Below are 16,191 nucleotides of genomic sequence, written 5' to 3'. Positions count from 1 at the left end.
CTTCTGGTGGTTAGCGATCTTTTAATTGCGATAGATCTGGCAATTTATCCAGGCCAAGTCGAGCACGAATTACGGGATCTTTGTACTGATCGCCGATATTATTTATATTATTTTGACCGATCACGCCGGTTGAAGCTGCCGAAGGGGGAACCGGTGCGGCTGGTGCTCCAGGTGCTGCTGCCCGTTCCATGCCAGGGCAGGAACGTCCGGTCGATTCAACTGCTTTGCGATTTGCTTCGCTTTGGCACAACAAGGCAAGCGCGACATCGTTCAAACCCATTGCACGGAACTCACGCGAATCGAGTCGGCGTACGCAAGCCTGGTCGACCATGGTGGTGCCGCCGGTTGCGCCGAAACCTGTGAAGGACAAGCCGAACGATGCGGAACCCATGCAAGTGTCGGACAAGGTTGTGGTCAATGATGGAGCGACAATGTTCGGTACGGTCTTGACGGTATACGTGCCGCCGTAATCAACTGTGGCTTTGGTGTTGTTGGCGCTGCTGCCTGGTTCGCCTGCGGCGCTGCTGGAGCCGGTTCCGGCGCCGGAGGTTGTTCCGCTTCCGCTACCGCTGCCGCTGCCGGAGGTACCTGAACCTGGCAGTGAAACCGATACGCTCACATTCGAATTGCCGCCGGTCCCCGAGCCGCCGGTTGCGCTACCGCCATTGGTGGCCGATGCGCCATATGTTCCCGATATCGTATTGGAAGCAGTGCCGCCGGCTGCAGTACCGCCGGATGCCGTGCCGCCAGTGCCGCCGGCGCCGCCATTTGCGTTTGATGTGGCCGTCGCTGTTGTTGTGTTTGTCGGGGTTCCCCCGGATCCTGATCCGTATTCCCCGGCGTTTGCTACCACTGGTGCAACGAAGGCTGAGGCTACCAGGATACCTATAAGTATGCGTTTCATGGCTTCTCCATCGTAATGATTGGTTTTGCAAACGAGAGGGAAAAAATTTCTTTTCCCTCTCGCAACTCATCGGTAACCGAGCCGTTGCTTGTTGTTGTTAGTAAGAGTAAGGAAGGCCAACTACTGCTGTCGAGGATGAATTGCCACCAAAGCCGCCGTTGCCGGCAGTTGCGTTGCCAGATTTTGCGCCACCGCCAAACACAAAATTGCCAGCCGAGCCGCCGGTACTGCTGACGCCACTAATCGATGAATCTGCGTTACCGGTCCCGCTAGTGCTTGTTCCGCCGCCGGAAAATGCATTGCCGTTATAGGCTTGTGTGCCACCGGTGGCGCTGCTTGAACCGCCGGCCCCGCCAGAGGTGTCGCCGTGCTTGCCGCTATTACCGCTATTACCGCCATTGGCGGCTCCGCTGGTGTTTGCGCCGGCCGTAGTTGCACCGCCGGTTGCTGTGCTGCCGCCAGCGCCGGTCCAGTTGCCACCGGTATTGGCCCAGCCGCCGTTAATGGTTTGAGTTGAGTTGCCGCCGGTTGCCGTACCGCCGGTTGCCGATCCGCCAGTTGCACCGCCCGAAGTTGCCGATCCGCCTGCGCCGCCATTGCCACCGATAGATGCCGCAACTGCGGTGCTAGTGACGGTAGTTGTAGTGGTGGTGGTGGTGCTGCCTGACGATTGATGAGCGAATGCAGAGACGGCGAACAGTGAAACTACGGATGCAGCAATAATTTGCTTTTTCATTTCTGTTTCTCCTTGGAGTGGGGCATCATTCACCAGAGTGTCTTGCCTGCGCGCCCCTAGCCACAAGCAAGCTTTACCACCGATGAGTGCATGCCAGCTACGCGCTGAGCCGCCAGCTCCTGTTTGTTTGATCGGAGTTGCGCTCCCATGCGGCAACAGGCGTTGCGGATGCCTCATCAAGTCAACACGAAAATGTCTTGTTTCGACAAGGTCAAGGGTGATCGGATAGCGATGCGGAGAAAGCGATCGACACTAGACTCACCGAGTGAGAACATTTGCGTTGATCTGATAATAGGATTGCAAAACGGAGTGTTAATGACAAAACCTTGTCTGGTTCGGACACCTGAAATGGCCGATATGGATATTTTTTTCTCAGAATGCCGGATGTGAGCGCTAACAAAAAATGATAAAAATGACAGTGCATTCGCAGGCTGCCCTCGAAGCTCGTTGTGAATAGTGGTGTACGGAAATCTTATTGGTATTAGAGGTTGTCCGTTTTAGACAAGAGATAAAAAGAACTCGTGTCTTTTTCGACTGTCGGTGTAGGTAACCGTAGCGCGAGCCGTAACAGGAGCGGGAATTTACTTCATCCTTGTCGGTGTGGGCGCTGTGTGAAAAGTGGAGATGCAGAGATCTTTACAAAAACTTCTTCCGTCTTTTACGCATCTCGCGGTTATCGGATATATTGCCGCATGAAAACGAATTTCTGCTTCGTGCTTATCCCACCTCAAAAAGACCAACAATGAATATCGTCGAATTGTTTTTGCTCGCCGCCATCTGGGGCGCGTCGTTTCTTTTCATGCGCGTCGGCACGCCGGAATTCGGCCCGGTGCCGCTGATTGCCTTGCGGGTGGGGATAGCGGCACTGGTGTTGCTGCCGGTGCTGCGGTCAGCCGCCGCCCGCGCTCATGTGCGCAGGAGGGCATGGCCGCTGTTGGTTGTGGGGGTGACTAATTCGGCGCTGCCGTTTTCACTGTTTGCCTACTCGACCTTGTATGTCAACGCAGGTTTCGATGCGGTTCTCAATGCAACCGTCCCGCTTTGGACTGGACTGATTGCATTCGTATGGTTGAAAGCGCCAATGAGCCGGCCGCAAGTCATCGGCATGCTGGTGGGCATGGCCGGCGTGATTGTCTTGGTGTGGGACAAGATTGGTGAGGGCCAGCCCGGTGTCTGGCTGGCGACAGGCGCGGTATTGTTGGCCACGCTGTCTTACGGTTTCGCGATCAATTATTCGAAAACCCGGCTGGCCGGCGTGCCACCGTTGGTGGTCGCATCCGGCAGTCAATTGGCGGCGACGCTGGTGTTATTGCCTTTGGCATTCCTGTATTGGCCGGCCGCGCCGGTTTCGGCCACGGCTTGGTACGCAGTGTTGGCCCTCGGCGTGGTTTGCACTGGCTTCGCATACGCGATTTTCTATCGTTTACTGGATCGTGTGGGTTCGGCCTATGCGGCCTCGGTGACTTTCCTGATCCCCATATTTGGCGTGATCTGGGGGGCTGTTTTCTTGAAGGAAGCAGTGACGGTATCCATGATTCTGGGTTGCCTGATCATATTGTTTGGTACGGCCCTGGCAACCGGCAAACTCGATCCAGCCGGTTTTTTAAGCGGTAAAACAGCCAAATAAGGTCCGGGTTTCCTGTATCGAGGAAATCCGGCAATCGTGAATATATGTAACATTCTGATAGCCAGTATGTCGTTTTCGCGGGTTCCAGCAGCGTAAATTGCCTGCTTCTATGGCATAATCAAGAGCTAAATTCACTGTTTTGCGCGCCTCGCAGCCGCCCTGGATCATGCTTAAAACGCTCTACGATAAACTTTGGGAATCTCACGTCGTCCATTCTGAACAGGACGGCACGGCGATTTTGTACATTGACCGGCACCTTTTACATGAAGTCACCAGCCCTCAGGCTTTCGAAGGGCTGAAGCTGGCTGGCCGCAAACCGTGGCGGCTGCCGGCCAACCTGATGGTGGCCGACCATAACGTACCTACTACCAGCCGCGCTAACGGTATTGCCGATCCAATCTCGCGCCTGCAAGTGGAAACCCTGGATGCGAATGCCAAGAGCTACGGCTTGACCTATTTCGGCATGAACGACCATCGCCAAGGCATCGTCCACGTGATCGGGCCGGAGCAGGGCGCCACTTTGCCTGGCATGACCGTAGTCTGCGGCGATTCCCACACTTCGACCCACGGCGCGTTCGGTTGCCTGGCGCACGGCATCGGCACTTCCGAAGTCGAACATGTGCTGGCGACCCAGACCTTGCTGACTAAAAAATCCAAATCGATGCTGGTGCAGGTCGACGGCGTGATTCCTAACGGCGTCACCGCCAAGGACATCGTGCTGGCCGTGATCGGGCGCATCGGCACCGCCGGCGGCACTGGCTATGCAATCGAATTCGCCGGTTCGGCGATTCGCGCATTGTCGATGGAAGGGCGCATGACGGTCTGCAACATGGCGATTGAAGCCGGTGCACGTGCCGGCATGATCGCGGTTGACGACACTACCGTCAACTACGTCAAAGGCCGGCCGTTTTCGCCGGTCGGACCGCATTGGGAGCGCGCCGTGGCTTACTGGCGCACCTTGCATTCCGATCCGGGCGCCAAGTTCGACATGGTGGTTACCCTTAATGCCGCCGAGATCAAGCCGCAAGTGACCTGGGGCACCTCGCCTGAAATGGTGGTGGCGATTGACGGCCGCGTGCCTGATCCGGACAAGGAAAAAGACGCCACCAAGCGCGACGGCATGGAGAAGGCTTTGGCCTACATGGCGCTGAAACCGAATACCGCGATTGAAGACATCCGTATCGACAAGGTATTCATCGGCTCCTGCACCAACTCGCGGATTGAAGATTTACGTGCCGCAGCGGCAGTAGTGCGCGGCAAGTTCCGTGCTTCCAACGTCAAGCTGGCGATGGTGGTGCCGGGTTCCGGCCTGGTCAAGGAACAAGCCGAGCGCGAAGGCCTGGACCGGATTTTCAAGGACGCCGGTTTCGAATGGCGCGAACCGGGTTGTTCGATGTGCCTGGCAATGAATGCCGATCGTCTTGAACCGGGCGAGCGCTGCGCATCCACGTCGAACCGCAACTTCGAAGGCCGGCAAGGCGCCGGCGGCCGCACCCACCTGGTCAGCCCTGCCATGGCGGCGGCGGCGGGTATTGCCGGTCATTTCGTTGACATCCGTTCCCTATGATTCGTTTGCTCTAAATAAAATATTTACCGAAGGACAAAGATGAAGAAAATAATCACCTTATGTGTTTTGCTGGCCAGCGCCTATGCATTGAGCGCTTGTAATACCTTCCACGGCTTTGGTAAAGATGTGGAACACGTCGGCGAGAAAATTCAAGGCAAATGATCACCTCGCGCGGGCGGGGATGGCAGATTGGGCAGATTGGAATCAAGAAATGAATAAATTTACTGTACTGGATGGCTTGGTAGCGCCGTTGGATCGCGCTAATGTGGATACCGATGCGATTATCCCGAAGCAGTTCCTGAAGTCTATCCAGCGGACCGGTTTCGGCCCGAATTTGTTTGACGAATGGCGTTACCTGGACCATGGCGAGCCGGGCGTGGATAATTCGCGGCGTCCGTTGAATCCTGATTTCGTCCTGAATCAACAACGTTACCAGGGCGCTTCGATTCTGCTGACCCGCAAGAACTTCGGCTGCGGCTCGTCGCGTGAGCATGCTCCATGGGCGCTGGACCAGTACGGTTTTCGTGCGGTCATCGCGCCAAGTTTCGCCGATATCTTCTTCAACAACTGTTTCAAGAACGGCTTGTTGCCGCTGGTGCTGCCAGAGGCGCAAATCGACCGCCTGTTCGATGAGGTCAAGGCATTCCCGGGCTATCGCCTGATAATCGACCTGGAAAAACAACTGGTTTGCACAGCCAATGGCAGCCTGGCGTTCCCGTTTGAAGTCGGCGAGTTCCGCAAGTATTGCCTGCTGAACGGTCTTGACGATATCGGCCTGACCTTGCGCCAGTCCGACAAGATTCGCGACTTTGAAGAGCGCCATTTGTCTGCTCAGCCTTGGTTGAGCAACACAATTTAAGCGGCTTGACCAGTAACTGGTCACTGATACTGATATTTTTTGAATTATTCAATCCAGGAAAAAATGAAAATAGCAATTTTGCCAGGTGATGGCATCGGTCCGGAAATCGTTGAACAAGCGGTTAATGTGTTGAGCGTGCTTGGCGAAAAATTTGAACTGGAATCGGCTCCGGTCGGCGGCGCCGGCTATGCGGCGCATGGTCATCCGTTGCCGGAAGGTACCCTGAAACTGGCAAAAGAAGCAGATGCTATCTTGTTCGGCGCCGTTGGCGACTGGCAATACGATAGCCTGGAACGCTCACTGCGCCCGGAACAAGCAATTCTCGGCCTGCGCAAGCACCTCGGCCTGTTCGCCAACCTGCGTCCGGCGATCATGTATCCGGAACTGGCCGGTGCTTCGACATTGAAGCCGGAAGTCGTGTCCGGACTGGATATCCTGATCATCCGTGAACTGACTGGCGACATTTATTTCGGTCAGCCGCGCGGTGTCCGCACGGCGCCGGACGGCGCTTTCAAAGGCGAGCGCGAAGGTTTCGATACCATGCGCTATGCCGAACCGGAAATCCGTCGCATTGCGCACGTCGCATTCCAGGCAGCGCAAAAGCGCGGCAAGCGCCTGACCAGTGTCGACAAGGCCAATGTGCTGGAGACTTTCCAGTTCTGGAGAGACATTGTCACTGAAGTCCATCAGGAATATCCGGATGTTGCGCTGGATCACATGTATGTCGATAACGCAGCAATGCAGCTGGTGCGTGCGCCGAAGAATTTCGATGTCGTAGTCACTGGCAACATGTTCGGCGATATCCTGTCGGATCAGGCTTCGATGCTGACCGGTTCGATTGGCATGCTGCCATCCGCCTCGCTGGACGCTAACAACAAGGGTTTGTACGAGCCGTCGCATGGTTCGGCACCGGACATCGCCGGCAAGGGTATTGCCAATCCGCTGGCGACCATTCTTTCGGCGGCCATGATGTTGCGCTACTCGCTGAACAAGGCGGAGCAGGCCGACCGTATCGAAAACGCGGTCAAGAAAGTATTGGCGCAAGGTTTGCGTACTGCCGATATTTACGAAGCAGGCACGACCAAGGTCAGCACCGGTGAAATGGGTGCCGCGGTGGTCAAGGCGCTCGGGTAAAAGAATTAGGCAGATGGGTCTGCCGTAATGTGAAGTGCGGGGCTTTTCCCGTTTATTGTTAGGGAATCATGATGAAACTGGTTGGTTTGGTCGGTTGGCGTGGCATGGTGGGTTCGGTCTTGTTGCAGCGTATGCAAGAAGAGGGCGATTTCGCCCATATCGAGCCGGTATTCTTTTCAACTTCAAATGCTGGCGGTAAAGCCCCGGCATTGGCGAAAAACGAAACAACGTTAAAAGACGCCACCGATATTGAAGCCTTGAAAAAATGCGACATCATTATTACCTGCCAGGGCGGCGACTACACCAGCGAGATTTTCCCGCAATTGCGCGCCGCCGGCTGGAATGGCTACTGGATTGACGCAGCTTCGACGCTGCGCATGAAGGACGACGCCATCATCGTGCTGGATCCGGTTAACCTGGACGTGATCAAGGATGGTTTGAAGCGCGGCGTCAAGAACTACATCGGCGGCAATTGCACCGTGTCGTGCATGATGATGGGCCTGGGCGGTTTGTTCGAGCATGACATGATCGAGTGGATGACTTCCATGACTTATCAGGCGGCATCGGGCGGCGGCGCGCAGCACATGCGTGAACTGCTGACCCAGTTCGGCTCCATCAATGCCGAAGTCAAGGCGCTGCTGGACGATCCGAAATCGGCCATCCTGGAAATCGATCGCAAGGTGCTGGGCAAGCAGCACTCCATGTCGGCTGACGAAATCAAGCAATTCGGCGTACCTCTGGGCGGCAACCTGATTCCCTGGATCGATAAGGATCTGGGCGAAGGCTTGTCAAAAGAAGAGTGGAAAGCCGGCGCGGAAACCAACAAGATCCTTGGCCGCGGTGCCGGTTTCAGCAATGGCGGCAAGGTTATCCCGGTAGACGGCCTGTGCATCCGCATCGGCGCCATGCGCTGCCATTCCCAGGCCTTGACCATCAAACTGAAAAAAGATGTGCCGCTGGATGAAATCAATGACATCATCGCTAGCAATAACCAGTGGGTGAAGGTGGTGCCTAACGACAAAGAATCGTCGATGCGCGACCTGACGCCTGCGGCGGTGACCGGCAGCCTGACAATTCCTGTCGGTCGTTTGCGTAAATTGCAGATGGGTGGCGATTATTTGTCAGCATTTACCGTAGGTGACCAATTGTTGTGGGGTGCGGCAGAACCATTGCGCCGCATGCTGCGGATTGTTCTGGATACCTGACTTGTTACGGTAGTTGTGATATTGTTGCCGACTTGCAATATGGCCCGCTAAATATTTTCTTAAGGAAAGTCTTAGCGGGCTTGGCGCATCTGTCGGTATAGTATTTGTCAGTGCTTGTTGACTGGTTATCGACCGTTACGCCAATTGGTGCAGTGCTACGTAAAACAAGCTCATTGTTTGTGAAGCGCCACACTAGTGTCAATCTAGATATTGATTTTTAAAAAAACTGGGTACAGTATTTGCTTTCAGCAAGATTTGTTTCCTAATACGTCAACGGACAGCCCTTCATGCCACACAACATGCACCCGAATTCTTCGAATAAATTTATTTCCACCGGTTTAAAGACCCTCACTGCAGCCGTGGTTTCCGCCATGCTGATGATTTCCAGTGCAGAGGCTGCCGGTCTGGGTAAATTAACCGTGCTGTCCTCGTTGGGACAACCGTTACGTGCAGAAATTGAGCTTACCTCGGTAAGCCAGGACGAAGCGGGTTCGCTGGTGGCGAAACTGGCTAGTCCGGAAACTTATCAGCAAGCCAATATCGATTTCAATCCAGCCTTGCTGTCTTTGCAATTTGCTATCGATCAGCGCAATGGTCGCCGTTTTGTGCGGGTAACCTCGACCCAGCCTATCAATGAGCCGTTTGTCGACATGCTGATGGAACTCGGCGGCACCAAGGCACGTCTGGTGCGCGAATACACCTTATTGCTTGATCCTGCCGGCCAGCGCCAGGCACAACCGGCACAAATTGCCGCGCCAGCAGCGCCGCGCGCCACTGCCGCAACCGCTACCGCCGCTGTCGCCCCGCGTTCGGCGCCAGTCCAGCAGGCTGCCCAGGCATCGTCATCAACCGGTTCGACCATCACCGATGCTACTCGCGCTGCCGCTGTCAGGGCAGTCGCCAGCGGTGCTAACGGCGCCACCGGTACAGCCAGCAAACCGGTCGCTGCCGCCACTAGTGCTGCCAGCCCCGCCAAAGCCGCGGCCGCCGCGCCTGCAGGCGGTGATTATCACGTCAAGAAGGGTGATACGCTGGCACGCATTGCTAGCGAAAACCTGCCGGCCGGCATTTCGCTGGACCAAATGCTGGTCGCGTTATACCGCAGCAACGAAGGTGCGTTTGTCGGCAAGAACATGAATCGTCTGCGCTCAGGCCAGATCCTGTCGATTCCTAATGCCGACAGCGCGGGTGCCGTCAGTAAAACGGAAGCCAGGAACGTCGTTGTGGCGCAGTCGAAGGACTTCAAGAGCTATCGCAATACCTTGGCTGGGCTGGTGGAATCGGCCGCGCCGAATGCTGCAGCTGAATCCAAGCAAAGCAGCGGCGGCAAAATTACTGCCAAGGTGGAAGAGCAAGCCACTCCAGCCAGCGAATCCAAGGACAAGCTGAAGTTGTCGCGCGGTTCTGCTGCGGCTGCGGCCGGTGCCGCCGACGCCAAGGCTGCCGCCAATGCGGCGACTGAAGAGAAAATTGCACGGGAAAAAGCTGCCGCCGAGGCTGCTTCGCGCGTCAAGGAGCTGGAAAAAAATGTCAGCGACCTGCAGAAAACTCTCGAGTTAAAGAACAAGAACCTGGCCGACCTGCAAAATCAGGCTGTCAATGTGAAGGCTGCTGCACCTGCACCTGCGCCTGTTGCAGCGGCGCCGGCACCTGCAGCGGTAACGCCACCGCCGGCCGCCCCGGTTGTAGTAGCTCCTGCAGCTCCTGCTGCAGCCGTTGCGGCAAGTTCAGCCTCGGCCCCGGAAGCAGTTGCTGCTGCTTCGGCACCCGACGCAAGTGCTAAGCCAGCGGCCCCGGTGGTTGCTGCGGCGCCAGCTGCCGTAACGCCTGCTGCGGCTAAACCAAAGGTGACGGCACTGCCTCCGCCAGAGCCAGGTTTCATTGAAAGCCTTACCGAAAATCCATTATTGCTGCCGGTTGGTGGTGTTCTGGTGGCGTTGCTGGCCGGTCTCGGCTTGTTCCGTTACCGTCGCAACCGTGCGCGTGAGCAGGCTTTCCTGGATAGCAGCGGCGCGCCGATGACCAATTCGGGCTTGAAGGGTAACTCCTTGTTCGGCTCGACAGGTGGCCAGAGCGTCGACACCAAGAACAGTATCTTCAATTCGAATTTCGTACCGTCGGTCAGCCATCTGGATACCAATGTCGATCCGGTCGCCGAGGCAGATGTATACATCGCCTACGGACGCGATGCGCAAGCCGAGGAAATCCTGAAAGAAGCGCTGCGCAACCAGCCAAACCGCAACGCGATTCGCGTCAAGCTGCTGGAAATCTACGCGAATCGTAAAGATCCACGCTCGTTTGAAATCCTGGCCAGCGAGTTGTACAGCCTGACCCGTGGTGAAGGTGAAGACTGGCAGCAGGCGGCCGCTCTTGGTCTGAATGTCGATCCGGCCAACCCTTTGTACGGTGGCGGTAAATTGCAGGAACAGGTAATTGCCAAGGCCAATTCGATTACTGCGCCGACGCAGCCGATGGAAGGTCTCGATTTCAATTCGTTGACTGCCCCGACCGAGCCGCAAGCTGCGCCGATTCCTGAACTGGTGCACACCGCGGCCCCGGTAGAATTGCTGGCGCCGTTGACAGCAACGGAGCTGGGCAAGCATGGCAGTTCACCTGCAGCTTCCGTGAACGATATGGATTTCGATTTGGAGGAGCTCGGCAGCGAAGCATCCACCAACCAGAACACTGTATTGCTGTCGCCTTCCCACGAAGCCGGCAAATCCATGCTCGATGCACTCGATTTCGAGCTGGACCATAAGCCTGCCGTAGCGCCGAAAGTCGTGGAAAAGAGCGTGCCGGCACCGGCACCGATGGCGGTTGGCACGCTGGAAATCCCTGCTGGCGGCCAGCCTTCGAATTACGAACCGGCCCATGCCCATATCGATATTCCAGAGGAAACCAAGCCAGTCAAAACACCGGCGGCGCCTTCTTATGCGCAACATACAGAACCTATGGTTGCACCGCTGGAGTTTAATCTGGCCGGCATGAATCTGGATCTGGACAGCGCAGTTCATGCGCATGCTCCAGCGACAAGCGCCGCATTTGCAGCCGTAACGAGTGACGCTGCCGTATCTGCTGCAGCCAATCCCGAAATGGCGACCAAGCTGGACCTGGCCGTTGCGTACAAGGAGATCGGCGACAAGGAAGGTGCGCGCGAACTGCTGGAAGAAGTATTGAAGGGCGGCAGTGAAGAGCAGGTCGATGCAGCGAAGACATTGCTGGCCAAGCTGTAATCGGCACGGAACTGGCATGTAAGCTAGTACAATAACCGTAGCATTTTGCTTTCGACGGGCGCAGCGTTATGCTGGCGCCCGTTTTCTTTTTTAATTAAATGGAGTTCGATTGAAACGTATCGTTCTCGGCGTGCAGTACGACGGCACACCTTGGCAAGGATGGCAGACCCAGCCTAACGGCAAGACCGTGCAGGACCGGCTGGAAGCGGCTTTGCAAAAATTCACGCAAGGCCCGGTAGATACTATTTGTGCCGGCCGTACCGACTCCGGTGTGCATGCGCTCGAGCAGGTGGTGCATTTCGATACGCATCTGTCGCGTGAAATATCTTCCTGGGTGCGCGGCTTGAATGCCTTCCTGCCGTCATCGATCGCCGTGCGCTGGGCGCATGAGCTACCTGAGCTGCCTGCGCCTGTTGAAGGAGATGTGGCGGATCGCGGAGCCAGGGATCAATTCCACGCGCGCTTTAGCGCCACTGCCAGAACTTACCACTACGTGCTGTACAACAATCCGGTCCGCTCACCGCTGCTGGAAGGCAAGGCAGGTTGGGTGTTCCGGCCGTTGGAACTGGAGCTGATGCGACAGGCTGCGCAGCATTTGGTCGGTACCCACGATTTTTCGGCGTTCCGCGCAGTGGAGTGCCAGGCCAAGTCGCCGGTACGCACGATGGACGAAGTTCGCATCGAGCGGCGCGGCGACCTGATCGTATTCAGCTTGCGCGCCAACGCTTTCTTGCATCATATGGTGCGCAATATCATCGGCTCCCTGATCTATGTCGGCAACGGGAACAAACCGCCGGAATGGATTACAGAGTTGCTGTTGCAGCGCGATCGCGGACTGGCCGCGCCGACTTTCATGCCCGACGGCTTGTATCTGGCGCAAGTGGCTTATGATCCGAAATGGCAGCTACCCCAGCAGGCGACCGGGTTGACGCCCTGGTTATAGGTGTTCACGATTGAGTTGTTAAATTATTATGTTCTCAAGATGATATATTGGGCATAGCATCAATGATGTTTTTTTGATTAGACAAAACCCTATGAACCACCGTACCAGAGTCAAAATCTGCGGCCTGACCCGGGAGCAGGATGTACAAGCCGCCATCGCTGCAGGCGCGGACGCCCTTGGTTTCGTGTTCTACCCGAAGAGCCCGCGCTACGTCACCCCGCAGCAGGCCGCCAGGCTGATTGCGACGGTGCCGCCGTTCATCACCACGGTAGGTCTGTTTGTCAACGCCGAGCCGGCGCAGTTGCAAGAGATAGTGGCGCAGGCGCCGGTATCGCTGTTGCAGTTCCATGGCGACGAAACCGTGGAGCGCAGCGATTCCCTGGCGCAATCGGTAAACCGGCCATTTATACGTGCCATGCGGATTGGTAGTGCTACTGTGGCTGCCGATTTGCTAGAATACGCTCAGGCGTATCGTTCCGGCAGCCGTTTGTTTGCCGGACTGCTGCTGGATACCCTGGTTGAAGCTTATGGTGGCAGTGGAAAGGTATTTGATTGGTCTCTCATCCCAAAAGAACTCGCGCCTCAGGTCGTTTTAAGTGGTGGCTTGAGCGTGCACAATGCGACTGACGCGGTAAAGCGCGTACGTCCCTTTGCGGTCGACATCAGCAGTGGCGTCGAGCAAGACAAGGGCATCAAGGACGCCGCCAGGATTCGCGCATTTATTGACGCGATACGACAGGCGGACGCCGATCACGATCAGTTAGGTTAGAGAGATACACCATGAAAGAATTCACCCCCCTCGAGCAATATGCCGAGCGCCAGCCGCTCGCCAGTACCTCCTTGCATCAAAGCGCCCAGTACAACTTGCCTGACGCCAAAGGCCATTTCGGCATGTACGGCGGCAGCTTCGTATCGGAAACCCTGACCCTGGCGCTGAGCGAGTTGCAACAGGCTTACGCCAAATATCAAAACGAGCCGCAATTCCTGGCTGAATTTCACAGCGAGCTGAAACACTATGTCGGCCGCCCCAGTCCGGTTTACCACGCCAAACGCTGGTCCGAGCAGATGGGCGGCGCGCAGATCTATTTCAAGCGCGAGGATTTGAATCATACCGGCGCCCACAAGATCAACAATGTGATCGGCCAGGCGTTGCTGGCCAAACGCATGGGCAAGCCGCGCGTGATCGCCGAAACCGGCGCCGGCCAGCACGGCGTTGCAACCGCCACCATCTGTGCGCGCTTTGGCCTAGAATGCGTGGTCTACATGGGCAGCGAAGACGTCAAGCGGCAAATGCAGAACGTGTATCGGATGAACCTGCTGGGCGCCAAGGTGGTGCCGGTCGAATCCGGTTCGAAGACCTTGAAAGACGCGTTGAATGAAGCCATGCGCGACTGGGTCACCAATGTTGAAGATACTTTTTACATCATCGGCACGGTCGCCGGCCCGCATCCGTACCCGATGATGGTGCGCGATTTCCAGTCGGTGATCGGCAATGAATGCCTGACGCAAATGCCGGAAATGACCGGGCGCCAGCCTGACCATGTGATCGCCTGTGTCGGTGGCGGTTCGAATGCGATGGGGATTTTCTATCCCTACATCGATCATCACGACGTTGCCCTGGTAGGTGTGGAAGCTGCCGGCGAGGGACTTGCCAGCGGCAAGCACTCAGCCTCGCTGACGCTGGGTTCGCCGGGTGTGCTGCATGGCAATCGTACTTATCTGCTGCAGGATGCGAATGGCCAGATCATCGAAACCCATTCGATTTCAGCCGGTCTCGATTATCCGGGAGTCGGGCCGGAACACGCATGGTTGAAAGATACTGGCCGCGCTACTTATGAAACCGTGACCGACGATGAAGCGCTGGCGGCATTTCATACCTGTTGCCGCATTGAAGGCATCATCCCGGCGCTGGAGTCCAGCCATGCCTTGGCCTATGCGGCCAGGCTGGCTGCGACCCTGCCAAAGGATAAGATCATCCTGGCCAATTTGTCGGGCCGCGGCGACAAAGACATGCATACCGTTGCCGAACGGTTGAAGCTGGCTTAACAAGGTTAGCCGAGATTCCGTCCGCAGCAGTCAGGTCTGCTGTGGACGGGCAAACAACCACAACGCATTCCCTCGCATTTCCTATCTATAGATCCTATGTCACGAATCCAGACCACCTTCGCAGCACTCGCCGCAAGCAATAAAAAAGGGCTGATCCCTTTCATCACCGCCGGCGATCCGGCGCCGGAACTGACCGTGCCGCTGATGCATGCGCTGGTCAGGGGCGGCGCCGATATCCTGGAACTGGGAGTGCCGTTTTCTGATCCAATGGCGGAAGGCCCTGTGATCCAGCGTGCTTGCGAACGGGCGTTGAAATTCGGCGTGAGCTTGCATGACGTACTGGGTTATGTGCGCGAGTTCAGGCAAACCAATACCGGCACGCCGGTGGTATTGATGGGTTACGCCAATCCTTTGGAGCGGATGGGCGTCGATGCCTTTATCGCCGCCGCCAAGGAGGCAGGGGTTGACGGCAGTATCGTGGTTGATTATCCACCGGAAGAGTGCGAAGAATTTGCCGAAAAAATGCAGGCTAACGGCATGGATCCGATTTTCCTGCTGGCGCCGACCTCGACTGAAGAGCGCATAGCGCAGGTAGCAAAGGTCGGCAGCGGATTCACGTATTATGTTTCATTGAAGGGCGTCACCGGCGCCGCCAATATCGATACCGGCGAAGTCGCAGCCAAAGTGGCGGCGATCCGCAAACATGTCAAATTGCCAATCGGCGTCGGTTTTGGCATTCGTGATGCGGTAACTGCCAAGGCCGTGGCACAAGTATCGGATGCGGTAGTGATCGGTAGCCGGATCATCCAGGAATTGGAAAATACGCCGCGTGAGCAGGCTGTGGCGGCGGTAGAGAGCTTCTTGTCAGGGATACGGAAAGCGCTGGACGAGTAATTTAGATGTCGAAATGAAAATATTCCCCGAATCAACTGGTTTGATTAGCTATTTCGCTGATTTGGGGATGAAGGTACAATTCGGCAAGAAAAAAATCTGAAGGAGGTCACTCTATGAGTTGGCTAGAAAAATTACTACCCCCACGTATTCAGCGCAGCGACTCGGCAACCCGTAAATCGATCCCTGAGGGATTGTGGGTCAAATGCCCGTCGTGCGAAGCGGTTTTGTATCGCACCGACCTGGAGTCGAACATTCATGTTTGCCCGAAGTGCGACCATCACATGCGGATCCGTGCGCGTGAGCGCCTGGACGCCTTGCTGGATGCAGGCGGACGCTATGAAATCGGCCAGGAAACCCTGCCGATCGATACCCTCAAATTCAAAGACAGCAAAAAATACCCGGACCGTCTGAAAGCAGCCATGGACGCCACCGGCGAAACCGATGCGCTGATCGTGCTGGGTGGTTCCATCATGACGTTGCCAGTGGTTGTGGCGGCGTTTGAGTTTGAATTCATGGGCGGCTCCATGGGTTCGGTGGTAGGTGAGCGCTTTGTGCGCGGCGCGCAGGTTGCGCTGGAGCAAAAGGTGCCATTTATCTGCATCACCGCTACCGGCGGCGCCCGTATGCAAGAAGGCTTGTTGTCCCTGATGCAGATGGCCAAGACCACTTCGATGCTGACTAAGCTGTCGGAAAAGAAATTGCCATTCATCAGCGTCCTGACCGATCCGACCATGGGCGGCGTTTCCGCCTCTTTCGCCTTCATGGGTGATGTCGTGATCGCTGAACCAAAGGCGCTGATCGGTTTTGCCGGCCCGCGTGTGATTGAGAATACCGTACGTGAAAAGCTGCCTGAAGGCTTCCAGCGCGCTGAGTTCCTGGTCACCAAGGGCGCAGTCGACATGATTGTCGACCGTCGCAAGATGCGCGAAGAAATTGCCCGTTTGTTGGCGTTGTTGCAAGATCAGCCGGCTGAATCCATCGCTTGATGTGAATTTGGTTATGGGCCTGAACTGTTGCCGGTTCAGGCCTTTTGCTTTTAGTTG

General features: G+C 56.3%; 14 protein-coding genes. 12 read left to right on the top strand and 2 right to left on the bottom strand.

The window, feature by feature from the left end; translation table 11 throughout:
• Positions 1-10: 10 nt before the first annotated feature.
• Positions 11-904, bottom strand: coding sequence for a hypothetical protein (locus tag BM205_RS14615; RefSeq protein WP_092415608.1), 894 nt, complete (start codon positions 902-904; stop codon positions 11-13).
• 97 nt (positions 905-1,001) lie between these two features.
• Entirely contained in the window at positions 1,002-1,640 is a 639-nt protein-coding gene (locus BM205_RS24315; RefSeq protein ID WP_092415607.1) for a hypothetical protein, read from the bottom strand.
• Positions 1,641-2,382: 742 nt separating this feature from the next.
• Between BM205_RS24315 and BM205_RS14605 the strand changes: the two genes are divergently transcribed.
• From BM205_RS14605 to accD, 12 genes are all read left to right on the top strand, one after another.
• On the top strand, positions 2,383-3,267 hold the full coding sequence (locus tag BM205_RS14605; protein WP_092415606.1) for a DMT family transporter: 885 nt from the start codon (positions 2,383-2,385) through the stop codon (positions 3,265-3,267).
• Positions 3,268-3,433: 166 nt separating this feature from the next.
• Entirely contained in the window at positions 3,434-4,834 is a 1,401-nt protein-coding gene (leuC, locus tag BM205_RS14600) for a 3-isopropylmalate dehydratase large subunit (RefSeq protein WP_092415662.1), read from the top strand.
• 39 nt (positions 4,835-4,873) lie between these two features.
• Positions 4,874-4,996: an entericidin A/B family lipoprotein gene (locus tag BM205_RS14595; protein ID WP_092415605.1), complete on the top strand. Its 123-nt coding sequence runs from the start codon at positions 4,874-4,876 to the stop codon at positions 4,994-4,996.
• A 49-nt stretch (positions 4,997-5,045) separates the two neighbouring features.
• The gene (gene leuD, locus BM205_RS14590) at positions 5,046-5,693 is read left to right on the top strand and encodes a 3-isopropylmalate dehydratase small subunit (RefSeq protein ID WP_092415661.1); all 648 of its coding nucleotides are present in this window, start codon (positions 5,046-5,048) and stop codon (positions 5,691-5,693) included.
• A 63-nt stretch (positions 5,694-5,756) separates the two neighbouring features.
• On the top strand, positions 5,757-6,827 hold the full coding sequence (gene leuB / locus BM205_RS14585; RefSeq protein WP_092415604.1) for a 3-isopropylmalate dehydrogenase: 1,071 nt from the start codon (positions 5,757-5,759) through the stop codon (positions 6,825-6,827).
• 71 nt (positions 6,828-6,898) lie between these two features.
• Positions 6,899-8,032: an aspartate-semialdehyde dehydrogenase gene (gene asd, locus BM205_RS14580; RefSeq protein ID WP_092415603.1), complete on the top strand. Its 1,134-nt coding sequence runs from the start codon at positions 6,899-6,901 to the stop codon at positions 8,030-8,032.
• Positions 8,033-8,319: 287 nt separating this feature from the next.
• Positions 8,320-11,265 (top strand): motility hub landmark protein FimV, encoded by a 2,946-nt coding sequence (locus BM205_RS14575; RefSeq protein WP_092415602.1) that lies wholly within the window; start codon positions 8,320-8,322, stop codon positions 11,263-11,265.
• A 109-nt stretch (positions 11,266-11,374) separates the two neighbouring features.
• Positions 11,375-12,208, top strand: coding sequence for a tRNA pseudouridine(38-40) synthase TruA (gene truA / locus BM205_RS14570; RefSeq protein ID WP_092415601.1), 834 nt, complete (start codon positions 11,375-11,377; stop codon positions 12,206-12,208).
• A gap of 91 nt (positions 12,209-12,299) precedes the next feature.
• A complete protein-coding gene (locus BM205_RS14565; protein WP_092415600.1) occupies positions 12,300-12,977 on the top strand; it encodes a phosphoribosylanthranilate isomerase in 678 nt (225 codons plus the stop codon).
• Between the two features lie 11 nt (positions 12,978-12,988).
• Positions 12,989-14,254: a tryptophan synthase subunit beta gene (gene trpB, locus BM205_RS14560; protein ID WP_092415599.1), complete on the top strand. Its 1,266-nt coding sequence runs from the start codon at positions 12,989-12,991 to the stop codon at positions 14,252-14,254.
• Positions 14,255-14,350: 96 nt separating this feature from the next.
• On the top strand, positions 14,351-15,148 hold the full coding sequence (trpA, locus tag BM205_RS14555; RefSeq protein ID WP_092415598.1) for a tryptophan synthase subunit alpha: 798 nt from the start codon (positions 14,351-14,353) through the stop codon (positions 15,146-15,148).
• A 113-nt stretch (positions 15,149-15,261) separates the two neighbouring features.
• Positions 15,262-16,134, top strand: a complete 873-nt coding sequence (gene accD / locus BM205_RS14550; protein WP_092415597.1) for an acetyl-CoA carboxylase, carboxyltransferase subunit beta — start codon at positions 15,262-15,264, stop codon at positions 16,132-16,134.
• Positions 16,135-16,191: the final 57 nt, after the last annotated feature.

The organism is Collimonas sp. OK307 (genome assembly GCF_900113705.1).
Taxonomy (GTDB): domain Bacteria; phylum Pseudomonadota; class Gammaproteobacteria; order Burkholderiales; family Burkholderiaceae_D; genus Collimonas.
Note: the sequence above shows the minus strand (reverse complement) of the source record. Positions and strands in the feature narration are given on the sequence as shown.

Coding starts and splice junctions, on each gene's coding strand:
- BM205_RS14615 (WP_092415608.1), bottom strand. CDS start 904: ATGAAACGCATACTTATAGGTATCCTGGTAGCCTCAGCCTTCGTTGCA.
- BM205_RS24315 (WP_092415607.1), bottom strand. CDS start 1,640: ATGAAAAAGCAAATTATTGCTGCATCCGTAGTTTCACTGTTCGCCGTC.
- BM205_RS14605 (WP_092415606.1), top strand. CDS start 2,383: ATGAATATCGTCGAATTGTTTTTGCTCGCCGCCATCTGGGGCGCGTCG.
- leuC (WP_092415662.1), top strand. CDS start 3,434: ATGCTTAAAACGCTCTACGATAAACTTTGGGAATCTCACGTCGTCCAT.
- BM205_RS14595 (WP_092415605.1), top strand. CDS start 4,874: ATGAAGAAAATAATCACCTTATGTGTTTTGCTGGCCAGCGCCTATGCA.
- leuD (WP_092415661.1), top strand. CDS start 5,046: ATGAATAAATTTACTGTACTGGATGGCTTGGTAGCGCCGTTGGATCGC.
- leuB (WP_092415604.1), top strand. CDS start 5,757: ATGAAAATAGCAATTTTGCCAGGTGATGGCATCGGTCCGGAAATCGTT.
- asd (WP_092415603.1), top strand. CDS start 6,899: ATGAAACTGGTTGGTTTGGTCGGTTGGCGTGGCATGGTGGGTTCGGTC.
- BM205_RS14575 (WP_092415602.1), top strand. CDS start 8,320: ATGCCACACAACATGCACCCGAATTCTTCGAATAAATTTATTTCCACC.
- BM205_RS14565 (WP_092415600.1), top strand. CDS start 12,300: ATGAACCACCGTACCAGAGTCAAAATCTGCGGCCTGACCCGGGAGCAG.
- trpB (WP_092415599.1), top strand. CDS start 12,989: ATGAAAGAATTCACCCCCCTCGAGCAATATGCCGAGCGCCAGCCGCTC.
- trpA (WP_092415598.1), top strand. CDS start 14,351: ATGTCACGAATCCAGACCACCTTCGCAGCACTCGCCGCAAGCAATAAA.
- accD (WP_092415597.1), top strand. CDS start 15,262: ATGAGTTGGCTAGAAAAATTACTACCCCCACGTATTCAGCGCAGCGAC.